Origin of the sequence: Enterobacter sp. RHBSTW-00901, from assembly GCF_014103115.1 — a bacterium.
Lineage (GTDB): Bacteria > Pseudomonadota > Gammaproteobacteria > Enterobacterales > Enterobacteriaceae > Enterobacter > Enterobacter cloacae_P.
This window is the reverse complement of sequence record NZ_JABXPB010000001.1, coordinates 469,453-491,079: the sequence shown is the minus strand read 5'-3', so window position 1 is coordinate 491,079 and position 21,627 is coordinate 469,453. Positions and strand designations below refer to the sequence as shown.

The window sequence follows — 21,627 nt, the reverse complement described above, 5'->3', positions numbered from 1 at the left end:
TTTCTTAAAAGCGTAGCTTAAACAGAGACATTGTCAGTGTGCGAATATTCTGTTCTTGCCATCCCGCTTGGCGCGGTACAGGGCGTTGTCAGCCGCCTGCAGCCAGTCAGTTACGCTTCCCATTTCACGCGTGGCACAGGCAATACCAATACTGAGCGTACAATGCACAGTCTCCTGCGCCACATCTTCCATCACCGCAGCCGCGTCCATAATGCGCGTTGCGACGACATGAGCCTCTTCAATCGTGGTATTGGGTAACAGGATCACAAACTCATCGCCTCCCAGACGCGCAGGTGTATCCGTCGGGCGCGTTGCCAGATGCAAAATTTGCGACACGGCCGCCAGCATTGTATCCCCCACTTTATGACCAAAACGATCGTTAACGTATTTGAAGTTGTCGATATCGATAAACATTAAGGCCGATTCACGGCACGTCTGGCGAAGTTTCTTGAGTTCATGGTCAATACGCTTTTCCAGCAGACGACGGTTAGCGATATCCAGCAGCGGATCCATCATCGCGATCCGTTCAAGCTCGCGGCTCTTGACCCGCAGACGCAGCGCAATGCTGTCCGTTAACACGCTCAGAGCAATAAGATAAATGGTGATCAGGGGTAGCGTGGCGAACATCGTACGTTGAGAGACAATCATATCCACCGCCATTCCCTGCGTCAGCCAGCTGGCAAGAAAGGTGACAAGCATCGTGACAGCCGCCTTTTTCATCAACGTAAAACCCCCTGCGGAAAGGCGGTCGGCAAGCAGTATTGTGGCAATCACCACCGACGGCAGAGGATCCACCGCCATCATGGCGATCCAGAAACCACCGGCCCCGGCGTCCAGCACCAGGTTTTGATGTTCTGTCACCAGCGGAAGCGCTGAATTTCGCGAACGATACCAGGCCAGGGTCGGCCAGATAAACGCATTCATACCCAGCAGAATCATTAACCAGACTGAACGCTGATGTTCAATTAACACGGAAAGGATGGGGATAAAGCAAAGAAACGTACCAAGAATACGCATCAGATACATACGTTTGACAAACCGGCTTCCTGGTACGCGAGGGGTTTTACAGAGTTTGTCAGTTCCATTCATGCTGCGATTTTTCCGATATATTTCTTCCGGTATCTTATTGAGCTTAAAAATACGTAGCAAGGAATTTATTTGCTGATTTTTAACAGCCATACCGCGCCCAGCCTGAAGTGGTTACGTTTACACCGCTACGTTTCAGTTTCGGTAGTCACAACAATTTGTTCGTCAGGCAAACGGGCACGGGTACAATTCCGCCCTGCTTTTTTCGAACGGTAGAGGTAATCATCCGCTTCCGCCATCAGCCTGTTAAAGACTTCCGTCAGTTGCCAGAATTCCGACTTCCCGCTCCCCAGACCAATACTGACCGTCAGAAACAGCGTTTGCTGCCGCCAGATAAACGGATGATTTGCTATTGTGACTCTGATGCGTTCAGCCAGTTCAAAGCCGTGCTGCGCATCTCCGGTGTTCACGACTACGGCAAACTCTTCGCCCCCCATTCGTGCCACCAGCCCGTCCTCACCGACAACCTGCTGAACCTGTTGGGCAAAAACCGCCAGCACGCGATCGCCACACTCATGCCCGTAGTTATCGTTGATACTTTTAAAATAGTCGATATCCAGCAACATTACGGTCAAAAAACGGGAAAACCTGTGTGATTCTTCCTGTTTCAGCGCTTCATAAAGCCCTGAGCGCGAATAGACATGGGTCAGAAAGTCATAATCCGCCCGCAATGAAACCTGGCGGATCAGCGAATTTATTGCCGCCACACTCACGGACACCATCACCGGGCAAATGGCCATTGTGGCGATCCCAAGACGCGCAGAGAACATCATCGGTGTCGACAAAGGCGTGGCCACGGCAATATTAATAATAGAATTAGCAACCAGGATGATCTCCGCGGCCCCGGTGACAAACGTCAACAGGCAGGTCGCAGGCAAGGAATAACGCACCGCACACCAGATGAGCGCGGGCAGAGGGAATGCCAGGCTCCCCGCCCCGCCAATCACGACTGATGCCGCCACCGAAATAATCAGCGCCACAATCGGCAAGAGGCGCTCCAGGTGTAGCGTAATTTGCCGCACGGGCATCCTCACCGTCAGCATACACGGCACAATCAGTACCCCGGTCGAGAACTGCTCGCCAAACCAGTCGGCAAACAGGGGCCAGAAGGTGTGGTTATCAATACCCACCGAGCCCAGCGCCCCCAGCAATGCACACAGCAATGCCGCCATCAGGCAGTAATTAAACAGACGCAGCGCGTTAAGGGGATCGGGCTTTTCCATTCGCCGCTTGTCACGCAAAACCAGTAGCGCGACAGTGACGATGAAGACCATATTTGACAGATTAATGACCAGCGAGGCTATTCCCCAACTGGTGGTGACCGCGTCGTACATCAGCATGGCGACATACGACGTGGCATAGTAATGCAGACGATTCAGATAAGCATAACGGGCAAATACCCCGGCCATCACGCCATTCAGCGGCCAGAAGAGAGACAGAGCTTCCACCAGCCGTAATTCAGCACCGACAAAATAAAACAAGGTGGTGAGGAGAAAGATACCCGCCGCATTCCGTAGCGGACTTTCTGGCTGGAAAAGCTTGATGGCAGAGATAGCAGAACGCATTAAATATCAATCCATATAATTACTTATGGTAATTATTTGCGGTCATCAGCGTGAATGTACGTAATTTAGCATGCATATATAACACATTGACAACAGGATCATAACTCATCAATTTTGGGTGTTCATTTGCAGCACCAGCCAGTGATGGATCACCCCAACGATGTAATGCTGTTGCTGCGCACTGAGCGGGACGCCCTGCGGGATATTGTGCCATTTAGCCAGACAGCCACGACAGCAGGTGGCGGTGGCATGCTGGGCGATAAATACCGGGTGACCGCGCATCGGTGTCTGTTTCCCGTCATTCACCGGATGCGCAGGAGCAAGACGCTGAGCAATAAAATCGGCGGCGTGCTGGTCAATGGTTTCCGCCCCTTTATCCCAGCAGTATTGCCGTTCCTTGTGCCCTAAGCGAAACCGCGAGCGAAAGGTCGAGCGTGCCAGGCGGGAAAATAGCGCTTCCAGAGCCGACATCAGTAGACGGAGCGTCCCAGACGCTGGGTCAGTTGCTCCAGCACCGTCACACCGGCCAGCGAATTTCCCGTTTCATCCAGCTCCGGGCTCCAGACGGCAATCGCCATTTCATGCGGCACAATCGCCACCACTCCACCACCGACGCCCGATTTGGCGGGCAGGCCAACGCGCCAGGCAAACTCCCCGGCGTTCTGATACATCCCGCTGGTTGCCATCAGGGCATTCACCTGGCGAGCCTGCAGGGGAGAGACGACTTCCTGACCGAGATGCGGAGCATACCCCTGATGCGCCAGGAACAAAAAGGTCTGCGCCAGTTCAACACAGCTCATTTTCAGCGCGCAGTAATGGAAGTAGTTTTGCAACACGGTCGCGACATCGTTATGGAAATTGCCAAAAGATTTCATCAGCCACGCGATGGCCGCATTGCGGGCAGAATGTTCAAATTCCGAGCGAGCCACAACGGTATCGTAAGCAATATCCGCAACGCCCGAAAGCTGGCGCACAATTTCGAGCATTCTCTGACGAGGAGCGCTGAGACGGCTTTGCAGCATATCGCACACCACCAGCGCCCCGGCATTGATAAAGGGGTTACGCGGTTTACCCTGCTCCATTTCGAGCTGAAGCAGCGAGTTAAATGGCTGACCTGAGGGATCTTTGCCCACGCGCAGCCAGATCTCGTCTTCCTGATACTGGCGCATCGCCGCAACCAGACTCAGCACTTTCGAAATGGACTGAATAGAAAAACGTTCGGTCGCGTCACCGGCCTGGTAACGCTGCCCGTCTACCGTACAGATGGCAATGCCCAGCTTATTACCGCTGACAGAGGCCAGGGCCGGAATATAGTCGGCAACCTTCCCTTTTCCGAGTAATGGACGAACCTGCGCCAGAATCTCGTCCAGCATCTCATTATGGATGACCGCAGCCACACTTTGCTCCTTGCCCTCAGGCTAAAACGGGCTGCGAGTATAACAGACGCTTATATGTTGCGTCAGGCGGTAAGGCGAAAACGCGAAACGGCCTGCAACAAAAGATCGGACTCTTTATGCAGACGTTCAGACGCATCCGACGCGTCAGAAACCAGCGCATCGGTCTGACGGGACACCTGATTTAACGCCTGGAGCTGGCGTGTCATCTGATGAATGCTCTCGCCCTGGCTCAGGGTGGCCGTTGAGATATCATTCAGCAAACTGCTTAAATTACCCACCAGCCCGGTCACCTGTTGCAGGTTATCCTCCAGGCGATTAACCGCTTTTGAACCGTCTTCAATACCCTGCAGGGAATGGTTAATCAGCTCCTGAATGGTCTGTGTCGAATGACTGCTCTTTCTGGCAAGCAGACCGACTTCCCGGGCGACGACGGCAAACCCGCGCCCCTGGCTCCCCGCGTGTGCCGCTTCAATTGCCGCATTCAGCGCCAGAATGTTGGTCTGAAATGCCACGCTGTCGATCATCGCCACGATCCCACGCATCTCTGAGGATCGGTCAACGATCGCCTGCATGGAGGCATTCACGGTAGACATCATCTGGTCACCGCCCGCCGCAGCCTGGCGGGCTTCATCTGCGCGCGAACTGGCAAGCTTCGCATAACCGGTATTGCCCTCAACGTGGGTTTCCAGCGACGCAATATGTGCCGTGACCTCTTCCAGCTCTTTCGCCTGCCGTGCCGACTGCTGATACAGTTTTTGATTACCCTGCGCGAGAGAACCAATATTCTCGACCATCGAGGTCGTGGCATCGCTGACCTGCGTCACCAGCTGCTGTAACCCGTGCTGCATGGTGGTAATACTGGCGCTGAGCTGCCCAATTTCCCGGTTAAAGCGCATCACCCCTGGCGGCGTAGCGGAGAGATCGCCTGCAGCCAGCAGGTTAATATGTGCAATCAACCGACGCAGCGGTGTAATCACCCATTTTGCCATCCCGAACCAGACCATAATGGCAATTGCCAGCAGCACAACCGGTGCAAACAGGAATAACGTTTGCAGACCTGAAAGCTGTTCCAGTAACGACTGTCGCCCTTTTATTGCCTGCTTCTCGCTGAGCTGCTGATACCGCGCATAGTTGTCGTTAAAGTCAGTCTGAAAGGCCTGAGCAGGTACGGCAAAAAAGGCGTCAATGGAGTTGTTTTTGGTAAGCCCTTCCGCCTGCTCTTTAATGGCATCGTAGAAAAGCTGATAACTATTTACCAGCGCATCGTCTTTCGGTGGATGGAGAGCCAGCCAGGCATTCCACGCTTGCTGAGAGGCATCCAGGGCTTTTTGCGCCTCGTCCATCAGGCTATGCCAGCTCCCCTCAGAGCCGGTCTCTTTATCCTGCATAAAATAAACACCGGAGCGGTTTAGCAAATCGCTGGCCGCCAGCAGGGAAACACGCGCCAAATCCAGCTTGCCCTGCTGCTGATAGGCCAGTTGATTATGTTGTTCATTGCGTTGAGCTTCTTTCAGGGAGCCGGTCAGCAAAAATGAGGAGGAAAGTTGCAGTGCGGAGAAAAGTCCAATAATACAAAAAATACCGACCAGCAGACCAAACTGACGTGGGATGATACGCTGCGCAATACGGCAAAAAATTTGCGTTAGGTTCATAATTTTCTTCTGTAACAATACTTTAGACGCGAGCGAGTCTACGAAACGAAAATGACAGAACCATTGCATAAAAATGACAAAGGCCTTCGTGTTGAAGGCCTTCTTTACCGGGTGGTGACTTCATTTTACCCGGCCGACAAAACCGTCGGCCCGTGTAAGTGCAGCACCGCCAGGCGGGGAATTACACCCGGTCTTTCCACACCGTCTGCACATTACAGAATTCGTGCAAACCGAAGTGAGAAAGTTCACGACCAAAGCCGCTCTTCTTCACGCCACCAAAAGCCACCCGCGCATCGCTGGCGCTATAGCCATTGATAAACACCCCGCCGCACTCCAGTTCGCGGGAGAATTTCTCCGCAAGCGTTGTATCCGCAGTAAAGACCGTGGCAGAAAGGCCAAAGTCACTATCATTAGCCAGCTGCAACGCATGCTCTGCATCTCTGGCAACCGTAATGGCCGCCACCGGGCCAAACAGCTCCTGACGAAATGCCGTCATATCAGGGGTGACATTACCCAGCACGGTTGGTGCGTAATAGTTACCGTCACCGGCAATTTTCTCTCCACCCAACAGCAACGTCGCCCCTTCCGCCAGCGTGGCCTGCACCTGCTGATGCAGCTCATCACGCAGGTCAAAACGTGCCATAGGGCCAATATAGTTCTCTTCCCGATCGGGTTCGCCCATTTTCAGCGCCGCAACCGCCGCGACAAAACGCTGGGTGAAGGCATCAGCAATCCCCTCTTCTACGATGAAACGTTTTGCTGCCGCGCACACTTGCCCGGTGTTCTGGTAACGCCCGGCCACTGCCGCTTTCACGGCCAGCTCCAGAGAGGCATCGTTCAGAACGATAAAGGGATCGGAACCGCCCAGTTCCAGCACGCATTTTTTCAGCGCTGCGCCCGCCTGCGCACCAATTGCCGCCCCGGCACGCACGCTGCCGGTCACGGTAACCGCAGCAATACGGCGATCGTTAATCGCCTGACTGACCCCCTCGTTTGTCGCATTAACCCAGCCAAAGACGCCTTGCGGGAAACCCGCATCCGCAAAAACCTGCGCGATAAGTTCCGCCGAGCCGAGAACGTTTGGTGCATGCTTGAGCAGATAGCTGTTCCCGGCCAGTAGAATGGGTACTGCACCACGCAGCACCTGCCAGAGCGGGAAGTTCCACGGCATGACCGCCAGAATTGGCCCCAGCGGTCGGTACTCGATGACCGCATTGTGGTTTTCCACCAGGGTTGCTTCTGCGTGCAGCATCGCCGGGCCGTGTTCGGCATACCAGTCGCACAGGCTGGCAGATTTCGTCACTTCCGCACGCGCCTGCAGAACAGGTTTGCCCATCTCACGGGACATCTCCTGCGCCATCTCTTCTGCGCGGTTACGTAGCGCTGCACCGAGATCGCGCAGTTTCTGCGCCCGGTACGAAACGCTTTCATTTCGCCACTGACGAAAACCAGCATCGGCCTGCGCAACCGCGCGTTCAACTTCTTCGGCAGTCGCCCACGGATAAGCGGCCAGCGTAACGCCCGTCGCCGGGTTAACAGACAGAGCATGTGTAACAGAGGAATATGTCATGGTTATCTCCACGCAATAACAGTTGATTCATTGTGGCGCACTCTGCTATTTCTTAAAAATGAATAATACTAACCACCTTATTCACGAATCGAGAATGCTATGGACTTAACTCAACTTGAAATGTTTAACGCCGTTGCGCTCACCGGCAGCATCACCCAGGCCGCGCAAAAAGTGCATCGTGTTCCGTCAAACCTGACGACCCGCATCCGCCAGCTTGAAGCCGATCTCGGCGTGGAGCTGTTTATTCGCGAGAACCAGCGCCTGCGTTTATCGCCAGCCGGGCACAACTTCCTGCGCTACAGCAAGCAGATCCTGGCGCTGGTTGACGAGGCGCGGATGGTCGTTGCCGGAGATGAACCTCAGGGGTTATTCGCCCTCGGCGCACTGGAGAGTACCGCCGCCGTGCGCATTCCTGAAAGTCTGGCGCAGTTTAACCAGCGCTATCCGCGTATTCAGTTCGCCCTCTCAACCGGCCCATCCGGGACGATGATCGACGGCGTACTGGAGGGAACCTTAAGCGCTGCATTTGTCGACGGACCGCTGTCGCACCCGGAACTGGAAGGAATGCCGGTCTACCGGGAAGAGATGATGCTGGTCACACCCGCCGGGCACGCGAACGTGACGCGGGCCATGCAGGTGAGCGGCAGCGATGTGTATGCCTTTCGCGCCAACTGTTCTTATCGCCGACATCTGGAGAGCTGGTTTCATGCAGACCGGGCAACGCCCGGGCGCATTCACGAAATGGAGTCGTATCACGGGATGCTGGCCTGCGTCATTGCTGGCGCAGGCATTGCGCTGATGCCACGTTCCATGCTGGAAAGTATGCCCGGTCATCACCAGGTTGAAGCCTGGCCCCTGGCAGAAAACTGGCGCTGGCTGACCACCTGGCTGGTATGGCGTCGCGGGGCAATGACCCGTCAACTTGAAGCTTTTATCGCGCTGCTAAACGAACGTCTTCACCCGGTGCCTTCTCCATAAACAGGCTTAACGGGTCGTCAACATCGTGCAGCCATGTCACAGCGCTTCATAGTATTAACTTATGCTTTCCGTCATCTGTTGCACGCAACCGCGCCCGGCAGTAATTTTGTTGGCGTTGGCCGTAAACCTCATGGAATAACGATGAATACCAAAGCCCGTAAAGTGATGATCATTGGCGCAGGCAACGTTGGCGCATCTGCGGCTTACGCCCTGCTGAATCAAAATATTTGTGAAGAGATCCTCCTTGTCGATCTCAACCGCGAACGCGCAGAAGGCCATGCGCAGGATCTCAGCGACGCAGCCGCGTATATGCCGGGCATGATGACCATTTCAACCCGCGAGGTCAGTGAGTGTGCCGATGTGGATATCGCGGTCATTACCGTATCAGGCGGTGCGCTAAAACCCGGGCAAACCCGACTGGATGAACTGACCAACACGGCGCGTATTGTCAAAAGCATTGTGCCACAAATGATGGAGAACGGATTTAAGGGCATTTTTCTGATAGCCACCAACCCGTGCGACATCATCACCTGGCAGGTGTGGAAACTCTCTGGTCTGCCACGTCACCAGGTCATTGGTACCGGCGTCTGGCTGGACACCACCCGTCTGCGCCGCACGCTGGCACAGGTGCTGGACATCGGTGCGCAGAGCATCGATGCCTTTATCCTCGGTGAACATGGTGATACCCAGTTCCCGGTGTGGTCGCATTCGTCGGTGTACGGTTCACCCATTGGTGAAGTGTACCTGCGGCATACCGGGCAGGCGCTGGATCGGGAAGCGCTGGCTGAGAAAGTGCGCAAGCTGGGGTTTGAAATCTACAACCGTAAAGGCTGCACCGAATACGGCATCGCCGGAACCATCGCGGAGATTTGCCGTAATATCTTTACCGGCAGCCACCGTGCGCTGGCCATTTCCTGCATCCTGGACGGTGAATACGGCGTTGATGGCGTGGCCATCGGCGTGCCCGCCGTGCTGGCACAAGGCGGGGTTCAGCAAATTATCGAATTGCAACTGGCGGAAGAGGAACGGGTCAAATTCCGCCACTCGGTTGACGTGATTAAAAATCACATTGCCCGCCTGCCGTGACGGGCCTGAGCATGGCATCACGGCGAATGTGTGGGAGCACCTGGAGCCTCCCACACGCCGATATCCGTTAGCGCAGAAAGATACGCCCTTTCAGATACAACGTAGCCTGTCCGCCAATCAGCACGCGGTCGCCCTTCAGCTCACAGCGTAAATCCCCGCCACGGGCTGATACCTGGCGGGCATTCATCTGCGTTTTGCCCAGTTTTTCACCCCAGTAGGGAATCAACATGCTGTGTGCCGACCCCGTCACCGGATCTTCCGGTACCCCTTCACCCGGGCAGAAGAAACGGCTGACAAAATCGTGCTGTTCACCCGGTGCCGTGATGCAGACCATTTTATCCAGCGGCAGCATCGCCGCGATATCCGGGGTTAACGCTTCCACCTGCTGCTGACTTTCCAGCACCACCATGTAATCCCGCCCGACGCGAACCTCTTTGGCTTCACTGATCCCCAGCGCGCTAAACAGCAACGCCGGTGGATTGTCGACCGCCTCCGTCGACCACGCCGGGAAATTCAGCGTCAGCCAGTCGCCACTGCGTTTTACCGTCAAATCGCCCACGAAGCGTGTTGAAAAAGTGATTTCGGTATGCGGGTAATCAAGATATTCGAAGATGACATGGGACGTTGCCAGCGTTGCATGGCCGCACAGATTAATTTCACCCAGAGTGGTGAACCAGCGCAGCTCAAACCCGCTGTCCGTACGAACAAAAAACGCCGTTTCCGACTGGTTATGCTGTTGCGCCATTTTGAGCAATGTTTCATCCGGCAGCCACTCTTCCAGCGGACACACCGCCGCAGCGTTACCGCCAAACGCTCTGTCGCTGAAGGCATCTACCAGATAAAAGTCAATTTCCTGCATAGTCTCTTCCTCTGTTGTTATAAGTATTTAGCGCAGAAATACTGTGCCTTTCAAATAAAGTGATGCCAGCCCACTCATCAGAACGCGGCTCCCCTTCAGCTCGCAACGCACGTCTCCCCCACGGGCTGACACCTGACGGGCAAACATCGCCGTTTTCCCCAGTATTTCACTCCAGTAAGGGATCAACATCGTGTGCGCGGAGCCGGTGACCGGATCTTCCCAGACGGCAACACCCGGTGAGAAAAAGCGACTGACAAAATCATAGTCCCCGTCTCCACGCGCCGTAACGGCAACCTTATGTTCACCGGGCGTCATCGCCGAAATGTTCGGCGTGATGGCCTCAACCTGCTGGCGGTTTTCCAGTACCACTACCCAGGCACGCCCTTTACGGGCTTCAACATAGTGACGGATACCCAGTGCAGAAAGCATCTCCGGTGGCGGGATTTGTTCCTGCGTCGGACAGGCCGGGAAATCCAGCGTCATCCAGTCCCCCTCACGACTGACGGTAAGCCTGCCGGAAGCGGTATCAAAGTGGATCCGGGGATCCGGGTAATTCAGTTCATTGAACAGGACATATGCGGCAGCAAGCGTGGCGTGGCCGCAGAGATTGACTTCGGTGAGCGTGGTAAACCAGCGTAATTCAATGCCGCCGTGGCTGCAGACAAAAAACGCGGTTTCCGACTGATTATGCTGTTGCGCCATCCTGAGTAATGTCTCATCCGGCAACCACGCCTTCAGCGGGCAAACTGCCGCCGGGTTTCCGCCAAACGAGATTGAGCTAAACGCATCAACCAGATAAAAATCAATCTCCTGCATTGTCTGACCACCTGTTCTTCCGTCAATAGCCCGTACACGCATCGCGCCGCCGGGCACTGTTTTAGTGGTAGGTTTTAATAATTTCCAGCACACCGTTAATAATAAACTGCACGCCCATACAGACCAGCAGGAAGCCCATCAGACGAGAGATGGCTTCAATCCCACCTTTGCCTACCCAGCGCATAATGGCCTCTGAACTGCGCAATGATGCCCACACGATAATACCGATCAGGGCGAAGATGATCGGCGGTGCCACGGTCACAACCCAGTCCGGGAACGTCGAGCCATCGCGTACCGTTGACGCGGAACTGATAATCATCGCGATCGTCCCTGGCCCCGCCGTGCTCGGCATGGCTAGCGGTACAAAGGCAATATTCGCAGTCGGTTCACTTTCCAGCTCTTCGGATTTACTTTTCGCTTCCGGCGATTCATGGGCCTTTTGCGCAGGGAACAGCATGCGAAAACCGATAAAGGCGACAATCAGCCCCCCGGCGATACGCAGGCCAGGAATCGAAATTCCGAAGGTATTCATCACCAGCTGCCCGGCGTAATACGCCACCATCATGATGGCAAAAACATACACGGAGGCCATCATCGACTGATGATTACGCTCCGCGCTGTTCATATTCCCTGCCAGCCCCAGAAAGAGCGCAACCGTCGTTAATGGGTTAGCCAACGGCAACAGCACCACCAGCCCAAGACCTATTGCTTTAATCAATTCCAACATAATGCGTCGTCGTCCTTATCCGTATTCAACACCGCAATTATAGGGGTAAACCGTACATTTCAGCCATCGGTACAAAACAATGATTATTTCACGCCTAAACGATAACGCTTCGTTATCTTTATGATTTGAAAGCAACAAAATGAAGTGCATGAAACGTTTTAGCAATTCGTGGCATCGGCCAATTCATTCAGTTGACTTATACTTGCCTGAGCAATAATATCTGCCGTAACTAAACTACTTGCCAGGGCAATCATCGTGAAAAGCACCAGTGATCTCTTTAACGACATAATTCCACTGGGTCGTCTTATTCACATGGTCAATCAAAAAAAAGATCGCCTGCTCAATGACTACCTGTCACCGCTGGATATCACCGCAACACAGTTCAAAGTGCTGTGTTCCATCCGCTGCGAAGCGTGTATCACACCGGTTGAGCTGAAAAAGGTGCTCTCTGTCGATCTCGGTGCGTTAACCCGCATGCTGGATCGTCTCGTCTGTAAAGGATGGATTGAACGAAGCCCTAACCCGAATGACAAACGCGGTGTTCTGGTGAAACTGACCCGCGACGGCGCAGCCATGTGTGAGCAATGTCATCAATTAGTAGGACAAACACTGCACCAGGAACTCACAAAAAACTTAACGGCAGATGAAGTGGCAACGCTTGAGCTTTTGCTTAAGAAAATACTGCCGTAAACAGAAAAAGAGGTATGACGATGTCCAGACGCAATACTGACGCTATCACCATTCATAGCATTTTGGACTGGATCGAAGATAACCTGGAATCGCCGCTCTCCCTTGAAAAAGTATCAGAGCGTTCAGGTTACTCAAAATGGCACCTGCAACGGATGTTCAAAAAAGAGACCGGCCATTCATTAGGTCAATATATTCGCAGCCGTAAGCTGACGGAAATTGCCCAGAAACTGAAAGAAAGCAATGAACCGATCCTTTATCTGGCGGAGCGGTACGGGTTTGAGTCGCAACAAACCCTGACGCGTACGTTCAAGAACTATTTCGATGTGCCGCCTCATAAGTACCGTATCACCAGCATGCCGGGCGAATCCCGTTATCTGTATCCGTTAAAACACTGTAGCTAAACAACGCCTTTAAAGACGTACCGAGGAACTCATGAACGTTACCGCCTCCGCCGCCCTCGCCTTGCTGGTGCTATTTTCCAGCCAGGCCTTCGCGGAGCAAACACCCAGTGCAACGCAGCAAAACAATCGTGACGCGATGATCCTGCCGTCTGCACATGACCAGTCGCCGTTTGATTTCAACCACATGGGTTCAGGCAGCGACAAATCCGACGAATTGGGCGTGCCGTATTATAATCAACACAGCCTCTGATTCACTTTTTGCCCCGCCGATGTGGGGCTTTTTTCTGCCTTATCCTTTCACCCGCATCGCCCGACGCACGCGCAAACCAAAAACGTTGATATACAGCCCGGCCATGATCAGTACCGCCCCCAGCAACTGCAGTACACTCAGTTTTTCATCCAGCAGAACGGCCGCACTCGCCAGCCCGACGACCGGTACCAGCAGGGAGAGCGGCGCAACGCGCCAGGTTTCATAGCGCCCCAGCAGCGAACCCCAAATTCCATAACCAATAATGGTAGCCACAAACGCCAGATAGATAAGCGACAAAATGGTGGTAAGGTCGATGTTAACCAGGCTATTCAGCATGACATCTGGCCCATCCAGGATAAGCGATGCAGCCATAAACGGCACGATGGGGATTAACGCACTCCAGACCACCAGCGACATCACCGCCGGACGCGCCTCATGCTGCATAATCAGTTTGTTGAAGATGTTCCCACATGCCCAGCTCAGCCCTGCCGCCAGCGTCAGCATAAAGCCCAGCAACGCCACATGCTGCCCATTCAGGCTGGCTTCAACCAGCACCAGCACGCCAAACACCGCAAGCGTAATCCCGGCCAGCTGTTTGCCCTGCAACCGCTCACCAAAGACAAATGCCCCGAGAATAATGGTAAAGAACGCCTGCGCCTGTAACACCAGCGAGGCCAGACCGGCAGGCATACCGAACTTGATGGCGCAAAACAGAAACGCAAACTGACCGAAACTGATGGTCAGGCCGTAGCCAAGCAACCATTTAAACGGGATATTCGGGCGGGAGACAAAAAAGAGTGCCGGGAACGCCACCAGCAAGAACCGTAAACCGGCCAACATCAGCGGAGGCATATTGTGCAACCCCACCTTGATGACCACAAAATTCAGTCCCCATACCACGACCACCAGCAGCGCCAGCAGCCCGTCTTTACGCGTCATATCCAGCCCCTGAATTATTAACATTTTGTAAACACTTCAAGGTAACAGAAAAAATAGCGCCACGAGAAGATCATTAATTATGGCAGTCAGGCGAAGCACTTACGGATAAATCAGGCGCTATACAAGCCCCTTATGTCGTGATACTTCTGAAAGAACACCATTAAAAATGCATAAGCCATCGTCGGGCAGGAATATGAAACCATCTATCAGGCGCTCCACTGCGGCGCTGCTGGCATCGTCATTGTTGTTAACCATTGGTCGCGGGGCAACGCTGCCGTTTATGACCATCTATCTCACGCGCGTTTACGACATGAGCGTAGAGAATATTGGTTACGCCCTGACCGTGGCACTGACCATTGGCGTGGTGTTCAGTCTGGGGTTCGGGATCCTGGCCGATAAGTTCGATAAGAAGCGCTACATGCTGATCGCGATTCTGGCTTTTATCGCTGGTTTTGTCGCCATCCCGCTGGTGAACAACGTGACGCTGGTGGTGCTGTTCTTTGCCCTGATCAACTGCGCCTATTCCGTTTTTTCGACGGTACTGAAGGCCTGGTTTGCTGACGTCTTAACCCCCACTGAAAAAGCGCGCGTCTTTTCGCTGAACTACAGTTTTTTGAACATTGGCTGGACGGTCGGGCCTCCCATCGGCACGCTGCTGGTGATGTACAGCCTGCAACTGCCGTTCTGGCTGGCGGCCTTCTGTGCCGCGCTGCCGCTGGGGTTTATCCATTTCTTCGTCCAGAAAAGCGTGGCGCTGGACACCGCAGAGGGAAAATCGACGTGGCAACCTTCGGTCTTGCTCAAAGACCGCGCACTGTTCTGGTACACCCTGTCTGGCCTGCTTGCGTCATACGTGGGGGGGTCGTTCGCCAGCTGTATTTCGCAATATGTCCTGGCGGCGAATGCGGGTAGCGATTTTGCCGAAAAAGTCGTGGCCGTGGTGCTGCCCGTCAACGCCGCTGTGGTGGTGACGCTGCAATACGCAATCGGACGCAGGATCTCCGCTGCCAACATCCGTCCGTTAATGACCGTTGCGACCCTCTTCTTCATACTGGGGTTGGGTGGTTTTATGATCTCCGGGGAGAACCTGATTTACTGGGGGATCGCGGCAGCCGTGTTTACGCTGGGGGAGATTATCTATGCGCCCGGCGAATATATGCTGATTGACAACATCGCCCCACCGGGAATGAAAGCAAGCTATTTCTCGGCACAGGCGCTGGGCTGGCTGGGGGCTGCGGCCAACCCGATGATCACCGGTATCATTCTGACCAACTTACCGCACTGGTCGCTGTTTGTGATCATGATGGTCGCCATTGTGATCGCCTGGCTGATGATTTTGCGTGGAATGAGCGTGAAAGCGTGGTGTGAGGAACCGAAAGTGGCGTAAGCGTTGCGTGCCGGGTGGCGGTTACGCCTGACCCGGCAAAAGCAAGCCTGTCAATGGTGCAACATCTCTTCCACCACCTGCTCTTTGTACATCTCGTTCGGATAATACGTCGGCCAGTTATTCATCTCTTTCAGCAACACCTCCTGGGAGGTATTGCCCATAAAGATATGGAAGTGCGAGGAGGCTTTCGGCCCGATGATATGGTCGCTGAACTGGACAAACTTCGGCGCTTTACTGCCAGCATCCTTACACTCGAACAGGTAGCGAACACCTTTTTTGCCTGAGGCATAGGTCAGGATTTTGTAGCCGCTATAGCTGTAGTGGCAGCGGCTGGTCACGTTGCCTTTATGGAACTCCATGACGTTATTTTCAATGCCGACAGAATCGACATCCGTCGCATAGCCCGTGCGGTAATAGGCTTTCACCTGATCAAAAGATTGATGTTCATCCTTCTCCGCTTTCTTTTTAAAGACCGGATCCAGGGAACCATCAAGCAAAAACGGATAAACGGATTGCCAGACACCATCCCAGTCAGACAACGCCCGGTCCTCCACGTCTTTATCCTCAAACACACCGTTTGCTGCCTGCTGCTCCGCAGCCGTCATCTGATGTCCGTGCGAATGGGCGAACAGCTGACCGCTGGCCAGCAGCGCCCCCAGAGTCATGGCAAATTTTCCAATATGTGCAACCAAAACAAAACCCTCACTCCGTTTTATAAGAGTGATAGATGTTATAATATAACATTTCAAATCGCAACCAGCCCGCGTACCCCCTCCTGCGCCATATTTTCACCACGGCCTCGCTGAATAATGGTGCCACGTGACATCAGCAGATAACTGTCAGCCAGCTCCGCCGCAAAATCGTAAAACTGCTCAACCAGCAGTATGGCCATATCACCCCGGTCTGCCAGCTTGCGGATCACCTGTCCAATTTCTTTAATGACCGAGGGCTGAATACCTTCCGTCGGCTCATCGAGGATCAGAAGCTGAGGGCGACTCGCCAGCGCGCGCCCAATCGCCAGCTGTTGCTGTTGCCCGCCGGAGAGATCGCCTCCGCGACGATGTTTCATCTCCTGTAATACCGGGAAAAGCTGCCAGATCTCCTCCGGGACACTCTTTGCCTCGCGGGCGGAAAACCGTGACAGCCCCAGCAACACATTTTCTTCGACGGTTAAACGCGGGAAAATTTCACGCCCCTGCGGGACATACGCTACCCCCGACTGCACCCGCTGGTGCGGTTTACTGTGGGTAATTTTTTTCCCCTGCCATATTACCTCGCCCGTTTTCGCCGGAATTAACCCCATCAGGCACTTCAGCAAGGTGGTTTTCCCCACACCGTTGCGCCCCAACAGGCAGGTGACTTCTCCGGCGATCGCCTCAAAGCTCACGCCGCGCAGAATATGGCTTCCGCCGTAATACTGATTCAGTTCGTTAACCTGTAACATCACCGCTCCTTAGCGTCCGAGATAGACTTCAATCACCTGCTCGTTGGCCTGCACCTCGCGCAATGAACCCTCGGCCAGCACACGCCCCTGGTGCAGCACGGTAACGTGATCGGCAATGGTTTCGACAAACCCCATATCGTGCTCCACCACCATCAGTGAATGCTTGCCTGCCAGCGTTCTGAAGAGTTCCGCCGTATATTCGGTTTCCGCATCGGTCATCCCGGCGGCGGGTTCATCCAGCAGAAGCAAATGCGGATCCTGTACCAGCAGCATACCGATCTCCAGAAACTGCTTTTGCCCGTGCGAGAGCAGTCCTGCACGGCGGTCGCGTTCGCTGCTGAGCCGCAGCAACACCAGCATTTCATCAATACGATCGCGTTGCTCGCCACTGAGTTTTGCCCGCAGGCTCGCCCAGACGGACTTGTCCGTTTTCATCGCAATTTCAAGGTTTTCCCACACCGTCAAGGCTTCAAAAACCGTGGGTTTCTGGAATTTTCGCCCGATCCCGTTTCGGGCAATGGCTGCAGGCTCCAGCGTGGTCAGGTCGATGGACTGGTCGTAAATCGCGCTTCCGCTTTTTGGCCGCGTTTTACCGGTAATGACATCCATCAGTGTGGTTTTACCTGCACCGTTTGGCCCAATAACGCAGCGCAACTCGCCTACACCGATGTTTAACGAGAGATCCGTCAGTGCCTGAAAACCGTCAAAATTCACGTTGATGGCCTCAAGCTGCAGCACCGGGTCAGTCTGTTCACGGTAACGATCGCCGGGAAGTTGGCGGGTAAAAAGTCCTTCGGCTGGCTGCATCATTTCTCTCCCTTACGAAACAGACCGTAGACGCCATTCGGCAAAAACAGCGTAACAGCGATAAAAATCAGCCCCAGAAACAGCTGCCAGTATTCCGGCATTGCAACGGTAAAGATGCTTTTCGCGCCATTCACCAGCGCTGCACCAATCACCGGGCCGACCAGCGTTCCACGTCCTCCCAGCGCCACCCAGATGGCGGCTTCTATCGAGTTGGTGGGTGACATTTCTCCTGGGTTGATAATGCCCACCTGTGGAACATACAGCGCCCCCGCCAGGCCACACAGCACGGCGGAGAGCGTCCACACCAGCAGTTTGAATCCGCGGGGATCGTAACCGCAAAACGTCAGGCGGTTTTCGGCGTCGCGTACGGCGGTCAGAATGCGGCCAACCTTACTCTTTGCCAGCGCATAACCTGTCCCCAGCGCCAGGATCAGCAGCATAACGGTCGCCAGAAACAGCGCGATACGCGTGGTGGTGGCCGTGACGGAAAACCCGAGCAGCGTTGTGAAGCCGGTAAAACCGTTGTTGCCGCCAAAACCGGTTTCGTTACGAAAGAACAGCAGCATGCCCGCATAGGTCAGCGCCTGGGTCATAATGGAGAAATAGACCCCTTTAATTTTTGAGCGAAAGGCAAACCAGCCAAACACCAGCGCCAGCAGCCCTGGAATTGCGACAATTAACACCATCGCCCAGGCGAAGTGCTGCGTCCCCCACCAGAACCACGGCAGGTCACTCCAGGAGAGAAACGACATAAACGCAGGCAGACCATCGCCCGCCGCCTGGCGCATCAGGTACATACCCATCGCATAACCGCCCAGCGCGAAGAAAATGCCGTGTCCCAGCGAGAGCATCCCGGCATACCCCCACACCAGGTCGAGCGCCACGGCAACGATGGCGTAGCAGAGGATTTTGCCTGTCAGCGTCAGCATCCAGGTCGACAGTGCCAGCGGATGGGTAGCGGGCAACAGAGCAAAAAACGGCAATATCAACAGACACGCCACCAGCAGGCTGCCTGCAATTTGAGTGGTACGTGGCGCTTTACGCGCCAGCGTTAAGGTCAGTGGCTGGCTCATCAGTCAATAACCCTCCCTTTCAGTGCAAACAACCCCTGTGGACGCTTCTGAATAAACAGAATGATCGCCACCAGGATCAGGATTTTGCCAAGCACGGCCCCCAGCTGCGGCTCAAGAATTTTATTGAAAATCCCCAGACCAAACGCGGCAACCACGCTGCCCGCCAGTTGACCAACGCCGCCCAACACCACCACCAGGAAAGAGTCGATGATGTAGCCCTGGCCCAGTTCCGGCCCCACGTTGCCTAGCTGAGATAACGCCACGCCGCCTAAACCGGCAATCCCGGAACCCAGCCCAAAGGCCAGCATATCGACACGCCCGGTCGGAACCCCGCAGCAGGCCGCCATGCTGCGGTTTTGCGTCACCGCGCGCACGTTCAGACCAAGGCGGGTTTTATTCAGAATGAGCCAGGTGAAGAACAGCACCAGCAGCACAAAACCCAGCACCACAATGCGGTTCCACGGTAGCGTCAGGTTGGCAAAAACCTGCACGCCACCGGAAAGCCAGGCCGGGTTGGCCACCTCCAGGTTTTGAGCACCAAAGGTCATGCGCACCAGCTGAATAATCATCAGGCTGATCCCCCATGTCGCCAGCAGCGTTTCCAGCGGTCGACCATACAGATGACGAATAATCGTACGCTCCAGAACCATCCCGACACTGGCCGTCAGCATAAACGCGACCGGCAGCGCGACAATGGGATACAGCGCCAGCCACTGGGGAGTCAGTTGCGCCATCGCCTGTTGCACCATCCAGGTCGCATAGGCTCCCAGCATCAGCATCTCGCCGTGAGCCATATTGATGACGCCCAGTAAGCCATACGTGATTGCCAGCCCCAGAGCAGCCAGCAGCAGCACCGACCCCAATGAAAGCCCCATAAACGCTTGCCCCAGCAAGTCACCCCACATCAGACGGTGCTGAATATGGCTCAGGCTCTCCTGAGCGGCAGCGCGAACACTTGCATCTGGCTCCATCGGCGGCCGGGTGAACGGCGTCAGTTTTGCCTGAACGTCCGGGTCATCAGACTGCCCCAACAACTCGATGGCCTTACGCCGAACATCGGCCTGTGGGCTTGCCAGCTGAAGATTAGCCAGCACCACCAACAGCGACTGACGGGCCACATCATCCGTTTCGCCGCTCACCCGTTTTTGCAGAAAATCGAGCATATCAGGCTGAACATCACGCTGTAGCTGACGGGCAGCGGCACGTCTTTCGGTGACGTTGTCACTTATCAGTTGATGCATAGCCAGCGCCGAGCCTGCCAGAACGCGCAGACGGTTAGTCAGACGCACGGCTTTGGTTGGCCCTGTTGCCACTGTTGACGCACCCAGCGCGACCATCTCGCCATTACTTCGCACGAAGGCGTGTTTTTGACTGTCGATAAAGAGGTTTTCGTTCTGTAATGCCTGGAGCAACGGCAGCCGGGCCACCTCCGGCGAAGTCGCCCACTGCGTCAGCATTGCCGCCTGCTGGCTGCGATTCGCAGCAACAAAATTATCGGCATCCGATGCCTGCGCCATCCCTGGCAGCAGTCCGGTAAGCCACACAATAGCGATGATCATGCGCATGGCGTTCATGACTTTTCTCCCTGCGGTAATGACTTAGTTACTGGCGGTTTTCATCGGCTGGTCAGGTTTTTTGTCATTCCCTGCGATGAATGGGCTCCAGGGCTGAGCACGTACTGGCTGTTCAGTCTGCCAGACGACGTTAAACTGGCCGTTACCTTCGATTTCGCCAATCATGACCGGCTTATGCAGGTGGTGGTTGGTCTCATCCATCGTGAGCGTGAAGCCTGACGGTGCTTTAAAAGACTGGCCAGCCATTGCCGCGCGAACTTTATCTACATCAGTCGAGCCCGCTTTTTCGACTGCCTGCGCCCACATGTGAATGCCAACGTAAGTGGCCTCCATCGGGTCATTAGTCACCACGGTATCGGCATTCGGCAGCTTATGTGCCTTCGCGTACGCTTTATAATCCGCCACAAAGGCCTGGTTGGTTGGGTTATCAACGGATTCAAAGTAGTTCCATGCTGCCAGATTGCCGACCAACGGTTTGGTGTCTATCCCGCGCAGTTCTTCTTCTCCCACGGAGAAGGCTACCACCGGCACATCGGTCGCTTTCAGACCCTGGTTAGCCAGCTCTTTATAGAACGGGACGTTGGAATCCCCGTTGATGGTCGACACCACCGCCGTTTTCCCGCCTGCGGAGAATTTCTTGATACTGGCAACGATGGTCTGGTAGTCGCTGTGACCAAACGGGGTGTAGACCTCTTCGATATCCTGGTCTTTAACCCCTTTCGAATGCAGGAAGGCGCGCAGGATCTTGTTGGTGGTTCGTGGGTAAACGTAATCGGTACCCAACAGGAAGAAACGTTTTGCGCTGCCACCATCTTCACTCATCAGGTATTCCACCGCCGGAATAGCCTGCTGGTTTGGCGCTGCACCGGTATAAAAGACGTTAGGTGACATCTCTTCACCTTCATATTGCACCGGGTAGAACAACAGACCGTTCAGCTCTTCAAATACCGGCAATACCGATTTACGCGATACTGACGTCCAGCAACCGAATACCACCGCCACGTTGTCCTTGCTCAACAGCTGGCGGGCTTTCTCGGCAAACAGCGGCCAGTTTGAGGCCGGGTCAACCACCACCGGTTCCAGTTTTTTACCCAGCACACCCCCTTTGGCATTGATCTCGTCAATGGTCATCAGGGCGACATCTTTCAGGGGCGTTTCGGAGATTGCCATCGTGCCGGACAACGAATGCATGATCCCCACTTTAATGGTATCGGCAGCCTGCACGCCAAAACTCATTCCCATCGCGACCACGGAGGCCGACAGTGCAAAAGCTTTTAACAAGGTACGACGGTGCATATTTTCACTCCTGAAAAAAAAGCTGTGCTA

Annotated in this window: 22 protein-coding genes; 6 read left to right on the top strand and 16 right to left on the bottom strand. The window is 54.6% G+C overall.

Annotated elements, in window-relative coordinates:
- Positions 1 to 33: 33 nt before the first annotated feature.
- The 6 genes from HV318_RS02530 to sad form a co-directional block, all read right to left on the bottom strand.
- On the bottom strand, positions 34 to 1,026 hold the full coding sequence (locus HV318_RS02530) for a sensor domain-containing diguanylate cyclase (protein WP_182274512.1): 993 nt from the start codon (positions 1,024 to 1,026) through the stop codon (positions 34 to 36).
- A 188-nt stretch (positions 1,027 to 1,214) separates the two neighbouring features.
- Positions 1,215 to 2,651 carry a GGDEF domain-containing protein gene (locus HV318_RS02525; RefSeq protein WP_182271405.1) on the bottom strand — a complete coding sequence of 479 codons (1,437 nt, stop codon included), beginning with the start codon at positions 2,649 to 2,651 and terminating at the stop codon, positions 1,215 to 1,217.
- A 108-nt stretch (positions 2,652 to 2,759) separates the two neighbouring features.
- A complete protein-coding gene (locus tag HV318_RS02520) occupies positions 2,760 to 3,122 on the bottom strand; it encodes a DUF4186 domain-containing protein (protein ID WP_182271404.1) in 363 nt (120 codons plus the stop codon).
- Entirely contained in the window at positions 3,122 to 4,048 is a 927-nt protein-coding gene (gene glsB / locus HV318_RS02515) for a glutaminase B (RefSeq protein WP_182271403.1), read from the bottom strand. Before glsB ends, HV318_RS02520 begins: the two co-directional genes overlap by 1 nt.
- A gap of 62 nt (positions 4,049 to 4,110) precedes the next feature.
- The gene (locus HV318_RS02510) at positions 4,111 to 5,700 is read right to left on the bottom strand and encodes a methyl-accepting chemotaxis protein (protein WP_182271402.1); all 1,590 of its coding nucleotides are present in this window, start codon (positions 5,698 to 5,700) and stop codon (positions 4,111 to 4,113) included.
- A gap of 181 nt (positions 5,701 to 5,881) precedes the next feature.
- Complete coding sequence (gene sad / locus HV318_RS02505) at positions 5,882 to 7,270, bottom strand: succinate-semialdehyde dehydrogenase (protein ID WP_182271401.1); 1,389 nt, start codon at positions 7,268 to 7,270, stop codon at positions 5,882 to 5,884.
- Positions 7,271 to 7,369: 99 nt separating this feature from the next.
- Here sad and ptrR point away from each other — a divergent pair, with 99 nt between their 5' ends.
- Together ptrR and HV318_RS02495 are read left to right on the top strand one after the other, a co-directional pair.
- Positions 7,370 to 8,248 carry a putrescine utilization regulator PtrR gene (gene ptrR, locus HV318_RS02500; protein ID WP_182271400.1) on the top strand — a complete coding sequence of 293 codons (879 nt, stop codon included), beginning with the start codon at positions 7,370 to 7,372 and terminating at the stop codon, positions 8,246 to 8,248.
- Between the two features lie 141 nt (positions 8,249 to 8,389).
- Positions 8,390 to 9,334 carry an L-lactate dehydrogenase gene (locus HV318_RS02495; RefSeq protein WP_182271399.1) on the top strand — a complete coding sequence of 315 codons (945 nt, stop codon included), beginning with the start codon at positions 8,390 to 8,392 and terminating at the stop codon, positions 9,332 to 9,334.
- A 67-nt stretch (positions 9,335 to 9,401) separates the two neighbouring features.
- Here HV318_RS02495 and HV318_RS02490 read toward each other — a convergent pair whose 3' ends face one another.
- The 3 genes from HV318_RS02490 to HV318_RS02480 form a co-directional block, all read right to left on the bottom strand.
- Complete coding sequence (locus HV318_RS02490; protein ID WP_182271398.1) at positions 9,402 to 10,193, bottom strand: PhzF family protein; 792 nt, start codon at positions 10,191 to 10,193, stop codon at positions 9,402 to 9,404.
- Positions 10,194 to 10,220: 27 nt separating this feature from the next.
- Complete coding sequence (locus HV318_RS02485; RefSeq protein ID WP_182271397.1) at positions 10,221 to 11,009, bottom strand: PhzF family protein; 789 nt, start codon at positions 11,007 to 11,009, stop codon at positions 10,221 to 10,223.
- 61 nt (positions 11,010 to 11,070) lie between these two features.
- A complete protein-coding gene (locus HV318_RS02480) occupies positions 11,071 to 11,736 on the bottom strand; it encodes a MarC family NAAT transporter (protein WP_182271396.1) in 666 nt (221 codons plus the stop codon).
- Positions 11,737 to 11,991: 255 nt separating this feature from the next.
- On the opposite strand from HV318_RS02480, the gene marR reads away from it, so the two are divergent.
- Genes marR through marB form a run of 3 tightly spaced genes read left to right on the top strand, consistent with a single transcriptional unit; the run spans position 11,992 to position 13,077 of the window.
- Positions 11,992 to 12,426, top strand: coding sequence for a multiple antibiotic resistance transcriptional regulator MarR (gene marR / locus HV318_RS02475; protein ID WP_182271395.1), 435 nt, complete (start codon positions 11,992 to 11,994; stop codon positions 12,424 to 12,426).
- A 20-nt stretch (positions 12,427 to 12,446) separates the two neighbouring features.
- On the top strand, positions 12,447 to 12,827 hold the full coding sequence (marA, locus tag HV318_RS02470; RefSeq protein WP_001303241.1) for an MDR efflux pump AcrAB transcriptional activator MarA: 381 nt from the start codon (positions 12,447 to 12,449) through the stop codon (positions 12,825 to 12,827).
- Between the two features lie 31 nt (positions 12,828 to 12,858).
- Positions 12,859 to 13,077 (top strand): multiple antibiotic resistance protein MarB, encoded by a 219-nt coding sequence (gene marB, locus HV318_RS02465; protein WP_182271394.1) that lies wholly within the window; start codon positions 12,859 to 12,861, stop codon positions 13,075 to 13,077.
- Between the two features lie 39 nt (positions 13,078 to 13,116).
- Here marB and eamA read toward each other — a convergent pair whose 3' ends face one another.
- Positions 13,117 to 14,016, bottom strand: a complete 900-nt coding sequence (eamA, locus tag HV318_RS02460; RefSeq protein ID WP_182271393.1) for an O-acetylserine/cysteine exporter — start codon at positions 14,014 to 14,016, stop codon at positions 13,117 to 13,119.
- Between the two features lie 193 nt (positions 14,017 to 14,209).
- On the opposite strand from eamA, the gene ydeE reads away from it, so the two are divergent.
- Entirely contained in the window at positions 14,210 to 15,403 is a 1,194-nt protein-coding gene (ydeE, locus tag HV318_RS02455) for an efflux MFS transporter YdeE (RefSeq protein WP_249421783.1), read from the top strand.
- 50 nt (positions 15,404 to 15,453) lie between these two features.
- On the opposite strand, the gene zinT is transcribed toward ydeE, so the two are convergent.
- From zinT to urtA, 6 genes are read right to left on the bottom strand one after another with little or no spacing between them, the layout of a single operon-like run.
- Positions 15,454 to 16,095 (bottom strand): metal-binding protein ZinT, encoded by a 642-nt coding sequence (zinT, locus tag HV318_RS02450; protein ID WP_182271391.1) that lies wholly within the window; start codon positions 16,093 to 16,095, stop codon positions 15,454 to 15,456.
- Positions 16,096 to 16,148: 53 nt separating this feature from the next.
- Positions 16,149 to 16,847: an urea ABC transporter ATP-binding subunit UrtE gene (urtE, locus tag HV318_RS02445; RefSeq protein WP_182271390.1), complete on the bottom strand. Its 699-nt coding sequence runs from the start codon at positions 16,845 to 16,847 to the stop codon at positions 16,149 to 16,151.
- 9 nt (positions 16,848 to 16,856) lie between these two features.
- Positions 16,857 to 17,654: an urea ABC transporter ATP-binding protein UrtD gene (urtD, locus tag HV318_RS02440; protein WP_182274511.1), complete on the bottom strand. Its 798-nt coding sequence runs from the start codon at positions 17,652 to 17,654 to the stop codon at positions 16,857 to 16,859.
- Complete coding sequence (urtC, locus tag HV318_RS02435) at positions 17,654 to 18,727, bottom strand: urea ABC transporter permease subunit UrtC (protein WP_182271389.1); 1,074 nt, start codon at positions 18,725 to 18,727, stop codon at positions 17,654 to 17,656. Before urtC ends, urtD begins: the two co-directional genes overlap by 1 nt.
- Positions 18,727 to 20,301, bottom strand: coding sequence for an urea ABC transporter permease subunit UrtB (urtB, locus tag HV318_RS02430; RefSeq protein WP_182271388.1), 1,575 nt, complete (start codon positions 20,299 to 20,301; stop codon positions 18,727 to 18,729). Before urtB ends, urtC begins: the two co-directional genes overlap by 1 nt.
- 24 nt (positions 20,302 to 20,325) lie before the next feature.
- The gene (urtA, locus tag HV318_RS02425; RefSeq protein WP_182271387.1) at positions 20,326 to 21,597 is read right to left on the bottom strand and encodes an urea ABC transporter substrate-binding protein; all 1,272 of its coding nucleotides are present in this window, start codon (positions 21,595 to 21,597) and stop codon (positions 20,326 to 20,328) included.
- Between the last annotated feature and the right edge of the window lie 30 nt (positions 21,598 to 21,627).